Genomic DNA, 16414 nt, shown 5'->3' on the forward strand with positions numbered 1-16414 from the left:
TACCTTGAATTGTTAATTTAGGAGTGATATGGTGCTTTCACTTCTTGCAGGTTACCTTTTTATATTTTGTGCCAGAGTGGTGGATGTTTCACTGGCCACCATCAGGACTCTTATGATTGTCAGGGGCAACAGGCTTCAAGCCGCCATGATAGGATTTTTTGAGGTAATAGTTTACATAACGGCATTGAACAGGGTGGTGGGAGGCCTGAATAACCCCGCCAATCTCATGGCCTATGCCCTTGGATTTGCCACGGGCAACTACGTAGGAAGCTTCATTGAAGAGAAGCTGGCCATAGGTCTCATTACTGTCCAGATAATTACAAGAAATCCGGCCGTGGTCGAAAACATCAGGCAGAAGGGTTTTGGAGTTACGGTGCTGGAGGGTATGGGCAAGGAGGGTTCCAGGCAGGTTTTGATGGTGTCTCTATCAAGAAAAGCTCTCCCCTTTTTGCTGGACCTTGTAGAACAGGAGGACCAGGCTGCTTTTGTCACAGTTATGGATACAAAAGTAACCCGCGGGGGATACTTTAAACAGACCATGAAGGCCAAATGAATTTTGGCTCTCCAAACTGGCATAAAAAACCTCTTTTATAATATATTTTAGTAAGATTTAATTTGAAGGAGGTTTTTTCATGCCAAAAAAGGTAATATGTTTAATAATCCTGATTTATCTAGTTTTAAGCATTGCGGGGTGCGGGCTTTTCAAGAAGGGTGGAGAAAAATCAGCACCTCCACCGGCGGAGGATACCGAACAGGTTCAGGCTAACATGAGAAAAACGGTGTTTTATTTTGTAAATGAGAACAACCTTCTGGTCCCCGTAACCAAAGATATTCCCTGGGTTGAGGGTATAGGCAGGGCCGCTCTGGAGTGCCTTGTGGACAGTCTGGAGATAAGGGCGGAACTGGCGGAAAAGGGTCTTAAGCCTTCTCTGCCGGAAGGAACAAAGATTTTGGGCATGACTATCAGAGACGGTCTGGCAAAGGTGGATTTCAGCAAGGAATTTTTAAATTCTGCGGATAAGGTAGCCGAACAAAATGCTATAAACTCTGTGGTTTACACATTAACGGAGTTCCCGGCTGTGGAAAAGGTTCAGATTCTGGTCGACGGCAAGCCTCTCAAGAAATGCCCGAAAGGTACCGTTATAAAGGATGTTCTTTACAGGGAAAAAATCAATTTGGAACCCACCGGCGGTGATGCCGGAAAGGATTTAGTACCTGTAACCCTGTACTTTAAGTCCAGCAGCCAGAATGGAAGTTTCACCTATTTTGTTCCTGTCACAAGGATGGTCAATAAAAGTGATAACATGATAAAAACCGCCGTTGAAGAACTTATTAAAGGGCCTGCAGGCAATATGGGGCTGGTTTCTGTATTGCCTCAAGATACCAGAGTTCTTGACGTAAGCCAGAAGGAATCCGAGGTTGTTATCAATTTCTCAAAGGAGATTGAAGGCTACGGCGGCGGTGTGGACGTGGAACAGGCACTGGTAAACTCGGTAGTTTTGACGGTGTCCCAATTCCCGGGCGTAGAAAAGGTGAGCCTGCAGGTAGAGGGTAAAACAGAGGTTTTGCCGGAAGGCACCGTGCTTGAAAATCCCATTTTAAAACCCACTTATGTCAATCCAAGCAATATTTGAGAGGATGAGATTTTTTGGCAAGAATAGATGGTAGAGCAAATGACGAAATAAGACCTGTCATTATTACCCGCAATTTTAACAAATATGCCGAAGGTTCGGTACTTATTGAAGCAGGAGACACAAAGGTGATCTGTACCGCCACGGTAGATGATAAAGTGCCGCCATTTTTAAGAGGCAAAGGCCAGGGATGGATTACTGCGGAATATGCCATGCTCCCGAGGGCTACTGAGATAAGAAATGCCAGGGAGACCCTGCGGCCCAGCGGCAGGACTATGGAAATACAGAGGCTCATAGGCAGAGCTCTCAGGTCTGTGGTAAATCTGTCGGCCCTGGGTGAAAGGACTATATGGCTTGACTGTGATGTCATACAGGCCGATGGCGGTACAAGGACCGCATCCATCACCGGCGCCTTTCTAGCACTGGCGGACGCTTTGAAAACGTTAAAGGAAAATAAGGTTATAGAAACCATACCTATAAATAGTTTCGTGGCGGCCATTAGCGTGGGCATAGTAGATGGAGAAAAGATGCTGGACCTCAGGTTTTATGAAGACTCTAAAGCCCAGGTTGATATGAATGTGGTTATGACCGACAAGGGCCAGATAGTGGAAATCCAGGGGACGGGAGAAGCCTTTCCTTTCACACGGCAGGACCTTGATGATATGCTCAACATGGCTCAGAAGGGCATTTTTGAACTCATCGATATACAAAAGAAAATACTGGCGGATACGCTGAAATGAGGCGAAAATGAACACTCTTGTAATCGCCACAAAAAATGCGGGTAAACTATCAGAATTCAAACAAATGCTTGGGGAACTGCCGTACCGGATTTTATCCCTGACAGATTTCCCCTATATAGAGATTCATGAGGATGGTAAAAGTTTCGATGAAAATGCACTGATCAAGGCGAAAACCGTCGCAACACATACAGGATTTGTAGCTCTGGGGGATGATTCCGGCCTGGAAGTGGAAGCTCTGGGCGGTAGGCCCGGCATATATACGGCCCGTTATGCCGGGGAAGATGCGTCCGACAAAGACAATATCAAAAAATTATTGTCAGAAATGAAGGATGTGCCCTGGGAGAGAAGGCAGGCTCGTTTTGTGTGCAGCCTGGCTCTTGTTTTTCCTGAAGGCAGAATTTTCATCGAACATGGGTTTTGCGAAGGGATAATTGCCACAAAACCCAGGGGTAAACATGGTTTCGGCTATGACCCGATTTTTTATCTGCCGGGATATGATAAAACCATGGCGGAGCTGCCCGATCAGGAAAAAAACAAGATAAGCCACAGGGCCATGGCGGCACAGAAGATAAAAATGCATCTAATAGGAACATAACAGGTTTATTTAAAAAAGATAAACCTGTTTTTTTGTACAAAACAAATAATATTGAAAGATGTGATAAAATCGCAAGGTAAGAGTATATTAAAATAGGGATTATTTTCGACCTAAAAATAAAACAGCGGGGAGGTGTAACATTGATTAACATCATCTGGGCTTTATTGATTGCTGTAGGGGTTATAGTTGGAGCGGTCACAGACAAGATGGATGCCGTGACAAAAGCAGCTATAGATTCGGCCAACACCGCAGTAGAACTTTCTTTAGGCCTTATCGGTGTAATGGCCCTCTGGCTCGGTCTTATGAAAATAGCTGAAGAGGCAGGCCTTGTAAGAATTATAGGCAGGATGTTAAAGCCCATCATGACAAGACTTTTCCCGGATGTACCCCCGGAGCACCCGGCCATGGGAGCCATGATTTTAAATATTGCCGCCAACATGCTCGGCCTCGGAAATGCGGCCACTCCCCTGGGATTAAAGGCCATGAAGGAACTCCAAACCCTCAACCCAAAAAAGGATACCGCCACCAATGCCATGTGTACGTTTTTAGCCATTAATACCGCGTCGGTGCAGCTCATTCCGGCAAGCACCATAGCCCTGATGGTGGCTTCAGGGTCTAAAAATCCCACCGTCATTATAGGGACGACTCTTTTGGCTACTATTATATCCACTACGGCTTCCATTATCACCGTCAAGATCCTCGAAAAATTACCCATCTTTAAGCCATAAGGAGGAAATGCCATGCTGACACAGATAGTAAATATTATATCGGCCTGGGCCATCCCGGTAACCATACTGGGCATAGTGACATACGGATATTTTAAAAAGGTAAAAGTATATGAGACTTTTACGGAAGGTGCAAAGAAGGATTTACTACGGCAGTAACCATAATACCCTTTCTGGTGGCTATGCTGGTGGCTATAGGTATCTTCAGGGCCTCGGGTTCCATGGATTATCTTACTGAAGTGATTGCCCCGGTGGCAAAACTCATCGGTATACCCCCTGAAGCGGTACCTATGGCAGTGATGAGATCCCTGTCGGGTGGGGGTTCTCAAGGTTTTATGACAGATCTTTTTAAAACCTATGGCCCCGACTCTTTCATAGGTAGGGTTGCCGCTACTATCATGGGCTCATCTGAAACCACCTTTTATGTCCTGGCTGTATATTTTGGTTCCGTAGCTATAAAAAATACTCGCCATGCTCTTCCTACCGGACTTATAGGCGATATCGTAGGATTAATAAGCTCGGTATTTGCTGTAAGGCTCCTATTAGGGCCATAAATAATATGTCTCCTGCAAGTAGGGTAAAAGCTCTTCTTAGGCCCTTTAGAGATTGAAAAAAATTTACTATAAAAGATTTGAAAAAGGAAAAGAGGTGTGTTAAAATAGTCTTGACGTAAATTTTTATTTACTGTATACTATACTGTGTCTTTGAAAAACGGGGCATAGCGCAGTTTGGTAGCGCACATGGTTTGGGACCATGGAGTCGGGGGTTCAAATCCCTCTGCCCCGACCATGCGGGAATAGCTCAGCTGGCTAGAGCGTCAGCCTTCCAAGCTGAATGTCGCGGGTTCGAATCCCGTTTCCCGCTCCAGCGCCCGTAGCTCAGCAGGATAGAGCAACGGACTTCTAATCCGTGGGTCAGAGGTTCGAATCCCCTCGGGCGCGCCATATGGTGGATATAGTTCAGTTGGTTAGAACGCCAGATTGTGGCTCTGGAGGCCGTGGGTTCGAGTCCCACTATCCACCCCATAACAGAATTGAGAAGTCAGAGGTGAGAGGTCAGAATAGAAGGAATTTGCTTTCGCAAATTCCAACTTAATCCGACTTCTGATATCTGACATCCGATATTGGGGCGTAGCCAAGCGGTAAGGCACGGGACTTTGGATCCTGTATCGTAGGTTCGAATCCTGCCGCCCCAGCCATGGGCCATTAGCTCAGGCGGCAGAGCACCTGACTTTTAATCAGGGTGTCGGAGGTTCGAGTCCTCCATGGCTCACCATGCGGGCATGGCGGAACTGGCAGACGCGCCAGACTTAGGATCTGGTGGATTTTCCGTGGAGGTTCAAATCCTCTTGCCCGCACCATAGAAAGGATTTAATACCTCGGCGCATGCCGGGGTGTTGTTTTATTTATTATAGATAATACATAAATTTTGTGTTATAATAAAATGGCAAAAGAAAGGCCGAAAAATGCAAGGAGGAGCATAATGAAAATCAGTCTGGAAAAAATAGAAAATAACACTGCTCATCTCAAATTTGAAGTAGATGAGGAACAATTTGAAAAGGCCATGGAGCAGGCCTACCGGAAAAGTGTCAAGAGGTTTGTAATCCCCGGCTTCAGAAGGGGAAAGGCTCCTAGAAAGCTCATCGAGATGCACTATGGACCGGAAGTTTTCTATGAGGATGCGGCGCAAATTATCTTACCCGAGGTATATAAGCAGGGCGTGGAGGAATATCATCTGGAGCCCGTAGACCAGCCAAAATATGATATAGAACAGATAGAAAAGGGCAAGCCCATGATCGCTACGGCAGAAGTTACGGTAAGACCCGAAGTAAAATTAAAAGAATATAAAGGATTAGAAGTTGAAAAAGTGGTATATAATGTAACTGATGAGGATGTGGAAAAGGAGCTAGCAGCCCTTCAGGAAAAAAATGCCAGACTTATTGCGGTGGAAGACAGGCCGGCCCAAAAGGGAGATATAGCCGTAATAGATTTTGACGGCAAGGTGGATGACAAACCCTTTGAAGGCGGAAAGGCCGAAAACTATCCTCTTGAACTGGGTTCCGGAGTTTTTATCGAGGGTTTTGAAGAACAGGTTATAGGTATGAATCCGGGAGAGAAGAAAGATATCAATGTGACTTTTCCTAAAGACTACAAAGTTGAAAATCTGGCGGGCAAACCGGCCGTTTTCAGCGTGACCTTGAAAGAACTCAAGAAAAAGGAACTTTCTCCTCTGGATGATGAATTTGCCAAAGACGTCAGCGAGTTTGACACTCTTGAGGAATTAAAAAATGACATAAAGAATAAATTGATAGAGAGGGCCAAAGCTGTTGAAGAAGGTTCATTGAAGGCTTCCATAATCGATAAACTGATGGAAACCACTGAAGTAGATATCCCCCATGTTATGGTTGACATGGAGATCGACCGGCTTATCATGGATTTTGCCATAAATTTAAAGATGAGGGGATATGACTTAAAAACTTACATGGAAGCTACGAAGATAACACCCCAGGAGTTCAGAGAAAGATTCCATGAAAAAGCCCATGTAAATGTGAAATCCTCACTCATACTTGAAGAAGTGGCAAGACGTGAGGGCATTACGGTAACCGATGAAGAAACCGATGCAGAAATCCAAAAATATGCAGATTTAGCCCACAAGACCATCGAAGAATACAAAAAGAACCTCAAACCCGAAGACATTTCCGGAATTAAGGATACAATTTTAACGAAGAAAATTTTTGATTTTCTCATATCCAATGCAAAAATAACAGAAAAGAAACCTGAAGACATTAAGAAAGAGCAAGAGCAGGAGAATTCTTCAAAAGAGGAAGACTATCCTAAACCGGAGGAATCCCCAATAGAGGATGCTTCCAAATGAATGATCAGGCCAAGTAGAGGGGAGCATGAAATTTTTTAAGGAGGTTTTTTAAATTGAGTTTGGTACCTATTGTAGTAGAACAAACCAACCGGGGAGAAAGGGCATTTGATATTTACTCAAGGCTTTTAAAAGAGCGCATTATTTTCATAGGGACTCCCATCGATGATACTGTGTCAAGCCTGGTTATCGCTCAAATGCTGTATCTGGAATCGGAAGACCCCGACAAAGACATATTTCTTTATATAAACAGCCCCGGAGGTTCCGTGACTGCTGGTCTCGCCATTTACGACACCATGCAGTACATCAAGCCAAAGGTATCTACCATGTGCATGGGACTGGCTGCCAGCATGGGAGCCGTATTGTTGACTGCGGGAGCTGATGGCAAGCGTTACGCCCTACCCAATTCCCGCATAATGATCCATCAACCCTGGGGTGGGGTGCAGGGGAAAGCCGTGGACATAGAAACCCACGCTAGAGAAATACTACGCCTGAGAGAATTGCTCAATGGAATACTTTCAAAGCATACCAAACAGCCTATTGAAAGGATAGAGAAAGATACCGACAGGGATTACTTTATGTCAGCGGAAGAGGCCCGGGAATATGGCCTGATTGACGAGGTGATCCACAAGAGGAAGTAAGCTTGAAAGGAGAGTGTTAGGATGTTTAAGTTTAGTGACGAAAAGGGCCAGCTCAAGTGTTCCTTTTGCGGCAAAACCCAGGATCAGGTTCGAAAACTGGTAGCGGGTCCGGGAGTATATATCTGTGATGAATGTATAGAGCTTTGCAATGAAATCATTGAAGAGGAATTCGGTGAAGAAGCTGAAATGGATTTCACCGACATTCCTAAACCTCACGAGATAAAGGAAGTCCTAGACCAGTACGTTATAGGCCAGGAACAAGCAAAAAAGATACTGTCTGTGGCGGTATACAATCATTACAAGCGCATAAACACCGATGTCAAGATGGATGATGTGGAGCTTCAAAAGAGCAATATAGTGATGCTTGGCCCCACAGGCAGCGGCAAGACCCTTCTTGCCCAGACCCTGGCCAAGATATTGAATGTTCCCTTTGCCATTGCCGATGCCACATCTTTAACTGAAGCAGGTTATGTGGGAGAAGATGTGGAAAATATCCTTTTAAAGCTTATCCAGGCTGCCGACTATGATGTGGAAAAAGCTGAAAAAGGTATAGTTTATATTGACGAGATAGATAAAATCGCCCGCAAATCCGAGAATCCCTCCATCACCAGGGATGTTTCGGGAGAAGGTGTGCAGCAGGCTCTTTTAAAAATCCTGGAAGGTACCATCGCCAGCGTCCCGCCGCAGGGTGGCCGCAAGCATCCTCACCAGGAATTCATACAAATAGATACCACAAATATACTGTTCATCTGCGGCGGTGCTTTTGAAGGTATAGACAAGATCATAAAGAACCGTATAGGCAAGAAGTCCATAGGTTTTGGAGCCGAAATCTACAGCCAGGAAGAGAAAAATGTGGGTGAAATATTAAAGCATTTGATGCCCGAGGATTTACTGAAATACGGTATGATACCGGAATTTGTGGGAAGGGTGCCCATCATTGTTACACTGGATGCACTGGATGAAAAAGCTCTCATAAGAATACTCAAAGAACCCAAAAATGCCCTTGTAAAACAATATCAAAAACTCTTTGAGATGGACAATGCCCAGCTGGAATTTACCGATGATGCTCTGACGCTTATAGCCCAGGAGGCCATAAAGCGCAAAACGGGCGCCCGGGGCTTGAGGGCCATTCTCGAAGACATAATGCTGGATGTCATGTATGAGATACCGAGAAGAAACGATATTGCCAAATGTGTGGTAACCAAAGAGGTCATTCTCAACCATGAGGAACCCATAATAGTTACCGCAGAGCGCAAGAAAGGAAAAAAGAAAGAAGTCACAGCATAAAGTGTTGAGGCTACCCAATTTTAGGGTAGCCTATGATTTTACTTCCCTTTCCAGGATAAATTAAATCTTCAAGGTTATAATAAAAAATACCGGATGTTCGGGAAGGGAGGGAATTTTCGTGAATGTAACTTTGAATCTCTTAAGCCTGATACAAATTTTTTTTGCTGTAGTTATCGGGCTTTATTTTTTAAATCTGCTCAAAAGCCAGCAGGGAAGCAAGGTGGCGGTAGACAGGGAATCCAGGAAGGAAATGGAAAAGCTCCAGAGGATGCGAGAGATATCTCTCACTCAGCCTCTGGCGGAAAAAACACGCCCGGCTTCCTTCGAAGAAATTGTGGGCCAATCTGACGGCCTAAAGGCTCTCAGAGCTGCTCTGTGTGGTCCAAACCCCCAGCATGTCATAATCTATGGTCCGCCGGGTATAGGAAAAACAGCGGCAGCCAGGCTGGTGTTGGAAGAAGCCAAAAAGACCCCGGGGTCCCCTTTCAAGCCCGATGCAAAATTTGTGGAAGTGGATGCCACCATCGCCAGGTTTGACGAAAGGGGCATAGCGGACCCTCTAATAGGTTCGGTCCATGATCCTATATACCAGGGAGCAGGGCCGCTGGGCATAGCGGGCATACCCCAGCCCAAGCCCGGCGCCGTTACAAAGGCTCATGGAGGGGTGCTTTTCATAGATGAAATAGGTGAGCTTCATCCCATACAGATGAACAAACTCCTGAAGGTGCTGGAAGATCGCAAGGTCTTTCTCGAAAGCGCTTATTACAGCAGCGAGGATACCAACATCCCCAGGCATATACATGAGATCTTTCAAAATGGCCTGCCTGCAGATTTCCGATTGATAGGTGCCACCACCAGGACTCCTGAGGAAATTCCCCCGGCCATTCGCTCCAGGTGTCTGGAAATATATTTCCAGCCCCTTTCCCCTGAAGATATAGGCATAATAGCACAAAATGCCGTCAAAAAAATAAACTTTGAAATAGATGATCTCTCTCTGAATATCATAAAAAAATACGCTACCAATGGCCGCGAGGCGGTAAACATCATCCAGATGGCGGCGGGCCTGGCCATGACCGAAAACAGAAGAAAGCTGGAAGCCAGGGATGTGGAATGGGTCATAAACAGCGGACAGTATCCGCCGAGGCCGGAGAAAAAGATTGGTTCCACGCCCCAGATAGGTCTTGCCAACGGCCTGGCGGTTTATGGTCCCAACATGGGCACTCTGCTTGAAATCGAAACAACAGCCATCCCTACCCAAAAAGGCCACGGGACTCTTTCGGTCACCGGAGTTGTAGAAGAAGAGGAGATGGGCGGCAATGTTCATAAACTAAGGAGAAAAGGCACTGCCAGGGGTTCGGTGGACAATGTGATGACGGTATTAAGGAAATACCTGGGTGTCGACCCAAAGGATTACGATATCCACCTCAATTTACCCGGCGGCATTCCAATTGACGGTCCCTCGGCGGGTGTCACCATAGCCACATCAATTTACTCAGCCATCACAAACATTCCGGTGAACAATGAAGTAGCCATGACCGGAGAACTTTCGGTAAGGGGCTATATCAAGCCCATAGGAGGCGTGGTTCCGAAGATTGAAGCTGCCCGCAGGGCGGGTGTAAAAACCGTTATTATCCCTAAGGAAAACTGGCAGGAAATGTTTAAAACCATAGACTTGAAGATAATAGCGGTGGATAGGATCGAGGAAGTAATAGAGCATGCCCTCGTTTCTGCAAAATATAATTCTAATTTTGGTGTAAAGAGTCACTTCCCTGCCGGAGATAGCCCGGCACCTCCGCTCAGCCTGCCGCTCTCCTCAGAAGCCAGATGCCGGAGGTCGGAATAGAAGGAATTTGTGAGCCGCAAATTCTAACTTAATTTGACATCTAGCATCTAATATTTAGACTAAAGGGGGAGGAATTGAAGAATTTATATAGAATAAATATAGATAGGTTGATTTTGTAGGGGGAATATTTGTGATTAAAAACGAATCAGTTCGCACCATACCTCTGCTGCCCCTTCGGGGTCTATTGGTGTTTCCCAACATGGTGCTTCATTTTGATGTAGGACGGGACAAATCCATAGGCGCTCTGGAAGAAGCCATGGTGATGGACCAGAAGATCCTGCTGGTGGCTCAAAAAGACGCAAAAACGGATTTTCCCGATAAGGATGAAATATATACCGTCGGAACGGTAGCCAAAATCAAGCAGCTTTTGAAAATGCCGCAGGATACTATAAGAGTATTGATAGAAGGCCTTAACAGGGCAGTGATAAAAGAATATATTCAAACAGAACCTTTTTTCAAAGTCAGGGTTGAAGAAATATTTGAAGGGAATGAAAAAGCCACCCCGGAAGAAGAGGCTTTGATGAGAAGCGTCATGAGCCTTTTTGAACGCTACATGGACATCACCAGAAAGCTACCCCCGGACGTAATTGTTTCGTTGGCCGGTATAACAAACCCCGGTCGTTTTGCCGACACGGTGGCATCGCAGCTTGCCATCAAAACCGAGGACAAACAAAAGATTCTCGAAACCCTTTCTTTTAAAAAAAGGTTGGAATTGTTATTTCAAATGATATCTCAGGAGATTGAAATTCTGGAAATTGAAAGAAGGATAAACAACCGGGTTAAAAAGCAAATGGAAAAATCCCAGAAAGAATATTATCTTAGAGAGCAAATGAAGGCCATACAAAAGGAACTGGGCCAGCAGGATGAGAGGACCATAGAAGCAGATGAATACAGGGAAAAGATAAAAGTCCTGGGACTTTCCGAGAAACTTGCAGAAAAGATGCTTAAGGAAGTAAACCGCATGGAAAAAATGCCTCCTGGTTCTGCCGAAGTTTCCGTTATAAGGACATATCTTGACTGGCTTGTTTCTCTACCCTGGAACATTCTTACCGAAGATAGTATGGATATAAAAGCCGCGGAAAATATATTGAACCAGGAACACTACGGCCTTGAAAAAGTAAAGGAACGTATTCTTGAATTCCTGGCCGTGAGAAAGCTTTCCGGCAGGATTAAAGGACCCATTTTATGTCTGGTAGGTCCTCCGGGAGTTGGGAAAACATCCCTGGCCAGGTCCATTGCAAGAGCCATGAACCGGAAATTTGTGAGGGTTTCCCTGGGTGGCGTGAGGGATGAAGCGGAGATTAGAGGTCACAGAAGGACATATGTAGGAGCATTGCCCGGAAGGATTATCCAGGGCATGAAACAGGCAGGTTCAAGAAATCCTGTATTTTTGCTGGATGAGATAGATAAGATGAGCGCCGATTTTCGTGGCGATCCGTCGGCGGCTCTTTTGGAAGTGCTGGACCCGGAGCAAAATAACAGTTTTTCCGACCATTATATAGAACTGCCTTTTGATTTATCCAGGGTGCTGTTTATCACTACAGCCAACACCCTTTATAACATTCCTAGACCTCTTCTTGACCGCATGGAAGTAGTGACTATTCCGGGATATACGGAGGATGAGAAACTGGAAATTGCAAAAAGGCACCTCATTCCAAAACAATTGAAGGAGCATGGTCTTACTCAGGAAAAAATCACCTTCACCCATGATGGCTTGTTGAAAATCATTCGTAACTATACCCGGGAAGCCGGCGTGAGAAATCTTGAGCGGGAAATTGCCAATATATGCCGTAAAGTGGCAAAAGCCATAGTTGAAGGGGAAAAAACCTCCGTGGATGTGGCCTCAGCTATGGTGGAGAAGTTCCTTGGAGGGCCGAGATTTCATTACGGTGTCCTGGAAAAACAGGACCTGGTAGGGGTTGCCACAGGTCTTGCCTGGACTGAAGTGGGAGGAGACATCCTCAGCATTGAAGTAACGGTGATGAAAGGCAAGGGCAAATTGATACTCACCGGAAAACTGGGAGATGTGATGCAGGAATCCGCCCATGCAGGTTACAGCTATGTAAGGTCCAGGGTTGAAGAACTCAATATAGAAGAGGACTTCCATGAAAAATACGATATTCATATTCATGTTCCTGAAGGAGCCATACCCAAAGATGGACCGTCGGCAGGCATTACCATGGCCTGTGCGTTGATTTCGGCACTGTCGGGGAAACCGGTGGACAGGACCGTGGCCATGACCGGAGAGATAACCCTTCGCGGCCGGGTTTTGCCGGTGGGAGGCATAAAAGAAAAGGTGCTGGCAGCTCACAGGGCGGGTATCAAGACCGTAATACTTCCCGAAGAAAACACCAAGGACCTGGAAGAAGTACCCCAGCATGTCAAGGATGATCTTTGCTTTATTTTCGTGAACAACATGGATGAAGTGGTGGAAAAGGCCTTAAAAAATGTACCCCAAAAACATATTCCCACCATGGAAAAAACCGATGACCACCAGGTAAACATATACCCTTCTTAGAGTTTTTTCGAACCTCGAACTTCTCCTTTTATGAACTATCCGTTAACTGTAAAACAAATAGCAAATTAAGGGATGAATATATCTTCAGTGGAGGTTTTTATTATGAGAAGGAAATTTTATGTATTACTTGCCGTCATAATCTCGGGTGCATTAATATTCAGTTCGGCGGCTCAGGGGTTCGGCGGCACGAAAAATATAAAGGCGTTTTTCAACAATATCAAGATTTTTGTGGATGGGAAGCAGCAGGCCGGCACCCCGGAACCTTTTATTTACGATAACACTACATATGTTCCCATCCGGCTGGTAAGCACGGCTCTGGGGGCAAAGGTTTACTGGGATGCCAAACAAAATGCAGTGGTGATAAGCGGCAAGGGGCAGGTAAATCAAGCTCTGGAGCAGGAGATTGCAAGCCTTAAAAGCCAGCTTGAGCAAAAGGATGCCGAACTTGTGCAGCTTCGCCAGCAAAACGCTTATATGGGGATAAGAATAGGAGAACTGGAATCCAGCATAAAGAAGCTGGAGGAAGAAAAGAAAAAAGACCCGGCAAAAGAGCTGGAAGACTATCTGAACGATGAATATTCCAGATGGAATAGGATGGATTTTGATTTTGATGTGGACGGCGACGAAGACGATCTGGAAGTGACCATAGGGATAGACCTTTCAGACTACCGCAGCAGGTGGAACTCCACCGATAAGGACGATATCGAAGACTGGCTGGGCGACATCTACGATTATGTGCAGGACGAATACCTCGATGCGGATTTTTTCGGTACCATAGAGGATACATATGGAGATGAGACGCTGGTGGAATTTGAAGCTTCCGGCAGCAAGTTGAAAGTGGATTTTAAATACAGTGCGGAGGCTTTTGATGACCTTGAAGATGATTTAAATGACATGTATGGTGAAAACCTTGACGATTATAGTAGTAGGTTTGGAGACATGACTGCTGATATAAGTGTCGACGGTGACGAAGATGATGAGGAAATATTTATTACCATAACTGTTGATACATCAGACTACGGAGACGAATGGGACGACGTTAAGGAAACCGACGATGCCGAAGAATGGATTGAGGATATAGTAAATTACGTGCTGGATAGATTCGAAGATTACGATGTGTCAGGGGAAGTGGTAAACCAAAATGACGATACTATGGCTTCCTTTGATGTAGATTCATCAGGAAAAGTAATCTTCGACTGGGATTACAGTTATTAGATTTATTAAAAGCGAGTGGTGGGTAACGACGAACTATACCCACCGCTTTTTTTATCTTCACAATGGCACGGTTACTTTCATAAAATATATTATTAGATTGCTGTAATTTGAGAAAGGAGGTTTTTCTATGATCCGCTATCTGGTGCGTTCGGGAGATACCCTTTCGGCCATCGCTGAAAGGTTCGGCACTACTGTAGAAGCCATAATGGCAGCTAATAATCTGGTAAATCCCGATATTATATTTGCAGGCCAGGTCCTGCTAATTCCGGTGGAAGGCCCTGTAACTCCTCCCGCGGAGCCGTGCCCGCCGTGTCCTCCATGTCCGACACCTCCGCCGGGTCCGACTCCGAGAAGGCCGGCAGTTACCAGGACCTTCGATGGTGTGGAATATACCTTGAGCCTGAACAAGGCGGTCTATGAAATGGGTGAACCTATTATAATAAGGCTTCGAAAAAAGAATATACTGTCGGTGCCGTTAACCCTGACCTACAGGACTTCGCAAAAAGTGGATTTCAGGGTAACGAAGGACAATATCCTGATATGGCAGTGGTCGAGGAATCAGTTTTTCGCCCAGGTGATCACCTCGGATACCCTTCAGCCCGGGGAGGAGAAGCTTTACAGGGTTGTTTGGGACCAGAGAACCGATGATATGCTGGTGAGGCCCGGCACTTATACGCTTACAGGATGGAATCTCGCCACCCCAAGCATAAGGTTGAGCTTAGAATTTACAATCACCGCATAATGAAACCCATAAAACTGGGAAAAATAGTTTTAGTAGAGTAGAAGCATTAACCTTATACTTTTTAAAAAATATACAGGTGATATTATGCTTTCGCAAGAAAATACCCCCATTTTCGATGCGCTGAAAAACTATATGAATGAAAATACCATATCCTTTCATGTGCCCGGACACAAGCACGGCAAGGGGACTCCCGAATTTACCGAATTCATAGGCAAAAACGCCATGAACATAGACCTTACCATAATGCCCGATCTGGACAGCATCATGAATCCTACTGGAGTGATTAAAGATGCTGAAACTCTGGCAGCCGAGGCCTTCGGTGCAGACCGGGCTTTTTTTTTGGTTAACGGTACTTCTTCAGGAATACAGGCCATGATTATGGCGGCCTGCCGTGAAGGAGACAAAATACTAATACCCAGAAATGCCCATAAATCTGCCATTAGTTCAATTATACTGAGCGGAGCGGAGCCCGTATACATAAGGCCGGAAATCAACGAAGAATTTGGAATAGCTATGGGTATAACTTTGAATGAGGCGTCAGGCGCCATCAGAAAAAATCCCGAGGCCAGGGCTCTTTTTATTATAAACACCACTTACTACGGCATTGCCAGTCCCCTGCCCGAACTGGTGCAACTGGCCCACGATAATAATATGGCGGTATTGGTGGATGAAGCTCATGGAGCGCACCTCAAGTTTCATGAGAGTCTTCCGGTCTCAGCCATGGAAGCCGGAGCTGATCTTGCTGCCTCAAGTACCCACAAGCTGGCTGGATCCCTTACCCAGAGTTCCATGTTGTTTTTAAAGGGGGAAAGGTTTTCACCGGGGTACATTAAATCAATTCTTAACCTGTCCCAGACTACAAGCCCTTCCTATATACTTCTGGCATCTCTTGACGTGGCAAGAAAAAACATGGCACAAAAAGGCCATAATCTTGTGTCAAAGGCTATCAATCTTGCCCAGTGGGCGCGATATAAAATAAATGCCATTGAAGGGCTTCATTGTATGGGCAGTGAAGTCCTGGAATTGAATCATGGATTTGGACTGGACCCCACCAAGCTTTGCATCAATGTAAAAGAACTTGGTATAACGGGTTTTGCGGCATCAAAAATACTCCGGGGAAAATTCCATATACAGGTGGAATTGTCGGATTTTACAATCTTCTGGCCGTGGTAAGCATAGGGGACAATAAAAGCTCTGTTTCGGCGCTGGTTAATGCCCTCTCAAACATGGCTTGCGATTTAAAGGGGAAAAATAAAATAAAACTGCCGCCGATTCCGGACCTTCCGATTCCCGAACTGGCTTTACTGCCTAAAGAAGCCTTTTATAGTGAAAAACGCCCTCATCCCTTCAAAGAGTCCTACGGCAGAATTTCCGGAGAAATGATAATGGCATATCCTCCTGGCATACCCATCATTTGTCCGGGGGAAATAATTACCCACGATATAATTGATGAGGTTTTACTGTTAAAAGAGGCAGGTAGCCTTATTCAGGGCATGGAAGACAGGGAATTAAACTATGTCAATGTCATAAAGTGAAATTTTATTCATTGCACAACCTGTAATTATCATATATAATAAATACAGAGATGCGCTAAAATCGAATGAAA

At 45.3% G+C, this 16414-nt stretch carries 14 protein-coding genes, 7 tRNA genes and 1 pseudogene; all 22 read left to right on the plus strand.

Annotation, left to right across the window (positions count from 1 at the left end; translation table 11 throughout):
- Positions 1 to 28: 28 nt before the first annotated feature.
- Complete coding sequence (locus tag D2962_RS03770; protein WP_174232494.1) at positions 29 to 553, plus strand: DUF2179 domain-containing protein; 525 nt, start codon at positions 29 to 31, stop codon at positions 551 to 553.
- 79 nt (positions 554 to 632) lie between these two features.
- The gene (locus tag D2962_RS03775; protein ID WP_122014191.1) at positions 633 to 1634 is read left to right on the plus strand and encodes a GerMN domain-containing protein; all 1002 of its coding nucleotides are present in this window, start codon (positions 633 to 635) and stop codon (positions 1632 to 1634) included.
- Positions 1635 to 1648: 14 nt separating this feature from the next.
- Positions 1649 to 2371 carry a ribonuclease PH gene (rph, locus tag D2962_RS03780; RefSeq protein ID WP_122014192.1) on the plus strand — a complete coding sequence of 241 codons (723 nt, stop codon included), beginning with the start codon at positions 1649 to 1651 and terminating at the stop codon, positions 2369 to 2371.
- 7 nt (positions 2372 to 2378) lie between these two features.
- The gene (locus D2962_RS03785) at positions 2379 to 2966 is read left to right on the plus strand and encodes an XTP/dITP diphosphatase (RefSeq protein ID WP_122014193.1); all 588 of its coding nucleotides are present in this window, start codon (positions 2379 to 2381) and stop codon (positions 2964 to 2966) included.
- Positions 2967 to 3106: 140 nt separating this feature from the next.
- Entirely contained in the window at positions 3107 to 3694 is a 588-nt protein-coding gene (locus D2962_RS03790) for a nucleoside recognition domain-containing protein (RefSeq protein ID WP_122014194.1), read from the plus strand.
- A 12-nt stretch (positions 3695 to 3706) separates the two neighbouring features.
- Positions 3707 to 4245: pseudogene (locus tag D2962_RS03795) on the plus strand (spore maturation protein).
- Positions 4246 to 4403: 158 nt separating this feature from the next.
- A tRNA-Pro gene (locus D2962_RS03800) sits at positions 4404 to 4480 on the plus strand.
- Between the two features lies 1 nt (position 4481).
- Positions 4482 to 4558: transfer RNA gene (locus D2962_RS03805), tRNA-Gly, on the plus strand.
- Positions 4559 to 4635 (plus strand) — tRNA-Arg (locus D2962_RS03810). It abuts the tRNA gene before it with no gap.
- 4 nt (positions 4636 to 4639) lie between these two features.
- Positions 4640 to 4716 (plus strand) — tRNA-His (locus D2962_RS03815).
- Between the two features lie 99 nt (positions 4717 to 4815).
- Positions 4816 to 4889 (plus strand) — tRNA-Gln (locus D2962_RS03820).
- Between the two features lies 1 nt (position 4890).
- Positions 4891 to 4966: transfer RNA gene (locus tag D2962_RS03825), tRNA-Lys, on the plus strand.
- Between the two features lies 1 nt (position 4967).
- A tRNA-Leu gene (locus tag D2962_RS03830) sits at positions 4968 to 5051 on the plus strand.
- Between the two features lie 122 nt (positions 5052 to 5173).
- A complete protein-coding gene (gene tig / locus D2962_RS03835; protein ID WP_122014195.1) occupies positions 5174 to 6565 on the plus strand; it encodes a trigger factor in 1392 nt (463 codons plus the stop codon).
- Between the two features lie 53 nt (positions 6566 to 6618).
- Positions 6619 to 7203, plus strand: coding sequence for an ATP-dependent Clp endopeptidase proteolytic subunit ClpP (clpP, locus tag D2962_RS03840; RefSeq protein ID WP_120765355.1), 585 nt, complete (start codon positions 6619 to 6621; stop codon positions 7201 to 7203).
- Positions 7204 to 7224: 21 nt separating this feature from the next.
- Entirely contained in the window at positions 7225 to 8490 is a 1266-nt protein-coding gene (gene clpX, locus D2962_RS03845; protein ID WP_120765354.1) for an ATP-dependent Clp protease ATP-binding subunit ClpX, read from the plus strand.
- Between the two features lie 118 nt (positions 8491 to 8608).
- A complete protein-coding gene (gene lonB / locus D2962_RS03850; protein WP_120765353.1) occupies positions 8609 to 10333 on the plus strand; it encodes an ATP-dependent protease LonB in 1725 nt (574 codons plus the stop codon).
- Positions 10334 to 10463: 130 nt separating this feature from the next.
- Positions 10464 to 12851, plus strand: a complete 2388-nt coding sequence (gene lon, locus D2962_RS03855) for an endopeptidase La (protein WP_245984882.1) — start codon at positions 10464 to 10466, stop codon at positions 12849 to 12851.
- A gap of 102 nt (positions 12852 to 12953) precedes the next feature.
- Positions 12954 to 14066, plus strand: a complete 1113-nt coding sequence (locus tag D2962_RS03860) for a copper amine oxidase N-terminal domain-containing protein (RefSeq protein ID WP_162991091.1) — start codon at positions 12954 to 12956, stop codon at positions 14064 to 14066.
- A 127-nt stretch (positions 14067 to 14193) separates the two neighbouring features.
- Positions 14194 to 14808, plus strand: a complete 615-nt coding sequence (locus D2962_RS03865) for a BsuPI-related putative proteinase inhibitor (protein WP_120765351.1) — start codon at positions 14194 to 14196, stop codon at positions 14806 to 14808.
- 84 nt (positions 14809 to 14892) lie between these two features.
- Positions 14893 to 15981, plus strand: a complete 1089-nt coding sequence (locus D2962_RS03870) for an aminotransferase class I/II-fold pyridoxal phosphate-dependent enzyme (protein WP_222927668.1) — start codon at positions 14893 to 14895, stop codon at positions 15979 to 15981.
- On the plus strand, positions 15975 to 16343 hold the full coding sequence (locus tag D2962_RS17895) for an Orn/Lys/Arg family decarboxylase (protein ID WP_222927669.1): 369 nt from the start codon (positions 15975 to 15977) through the stop codon (positions 16341 to 16343). The genes D2962_RS03870 and D2962_RS17895 overlap by 7 nt, the downstream gene beginning before the upstream one ends.
- Positions 16344 to 16414 lie beyond the last annotated feature (71 nt).

Origin of the sequence: Biomaibacter acetigenes, assembly GCF_003691585.1 — a bacterium.
Taxonomy (GTDB): Bacteria; Bacillota; Thermosediminibacteria; order Thermosediminibacterales; family Tepidanaerobacteraceae; genus Biomaibacter; species Biomaibacter acetigenes.

Coding starts and splice junctions, on each gene's coding strand:
- D2962_RS03770 (WP_174232494.1), top strand. CDS start 29: ATGGTGCTTTCACTTCTTGCAGGTTACCTTTTTATATTTTGTGCCAGA.
- D2962_RS03775 (WP_122014191.1), top strand. CDS start 633: ATGCCAAAAAAGGTAATATGTTTAATAATCCTGATTTATCTAGTTTTA.
- D2962_RS03785 (WP_122014193.1), top strand. CDS start 2,379: ATGAACACTCTTGTAATCGCCACAAAAAATGCGGGTAAACTATCAGAA.
- tig (WP_122014195.1), top strand. CDS start 5,174: ATGAAAATCAGTCTGGAAAAAATAGAAAATAACACTGCTCATCTCAAA.
- clpX (WP_120765354.1), top strand. CDS start 7,225: ATGTTTAAGTTTAGTGACGAAAAGGGCCAGCTCAAGTGTTCCTTTTGC.
- D2962_RS03860 (WP_162991091.1), top strand. CDS start 12,954: ATGAGAAGGAAATTTTATGTATTACTTGCCGTCATAATCTCGGGTGCA.
- D2962_RS03865 (WP_120765351.1), top strand. CDS start 14,194: ATGATCCGCTATCTGGTGCGTTCGGGAGATACCCTTTCGGCCATCGCT.
- D2962_RS03870 (WP_222927668.1), top strand. CDS start 14,893: ATGCTTTCGCAAGAAAATACCCCCATTTTCGATGCGCTGAAAAACTAT.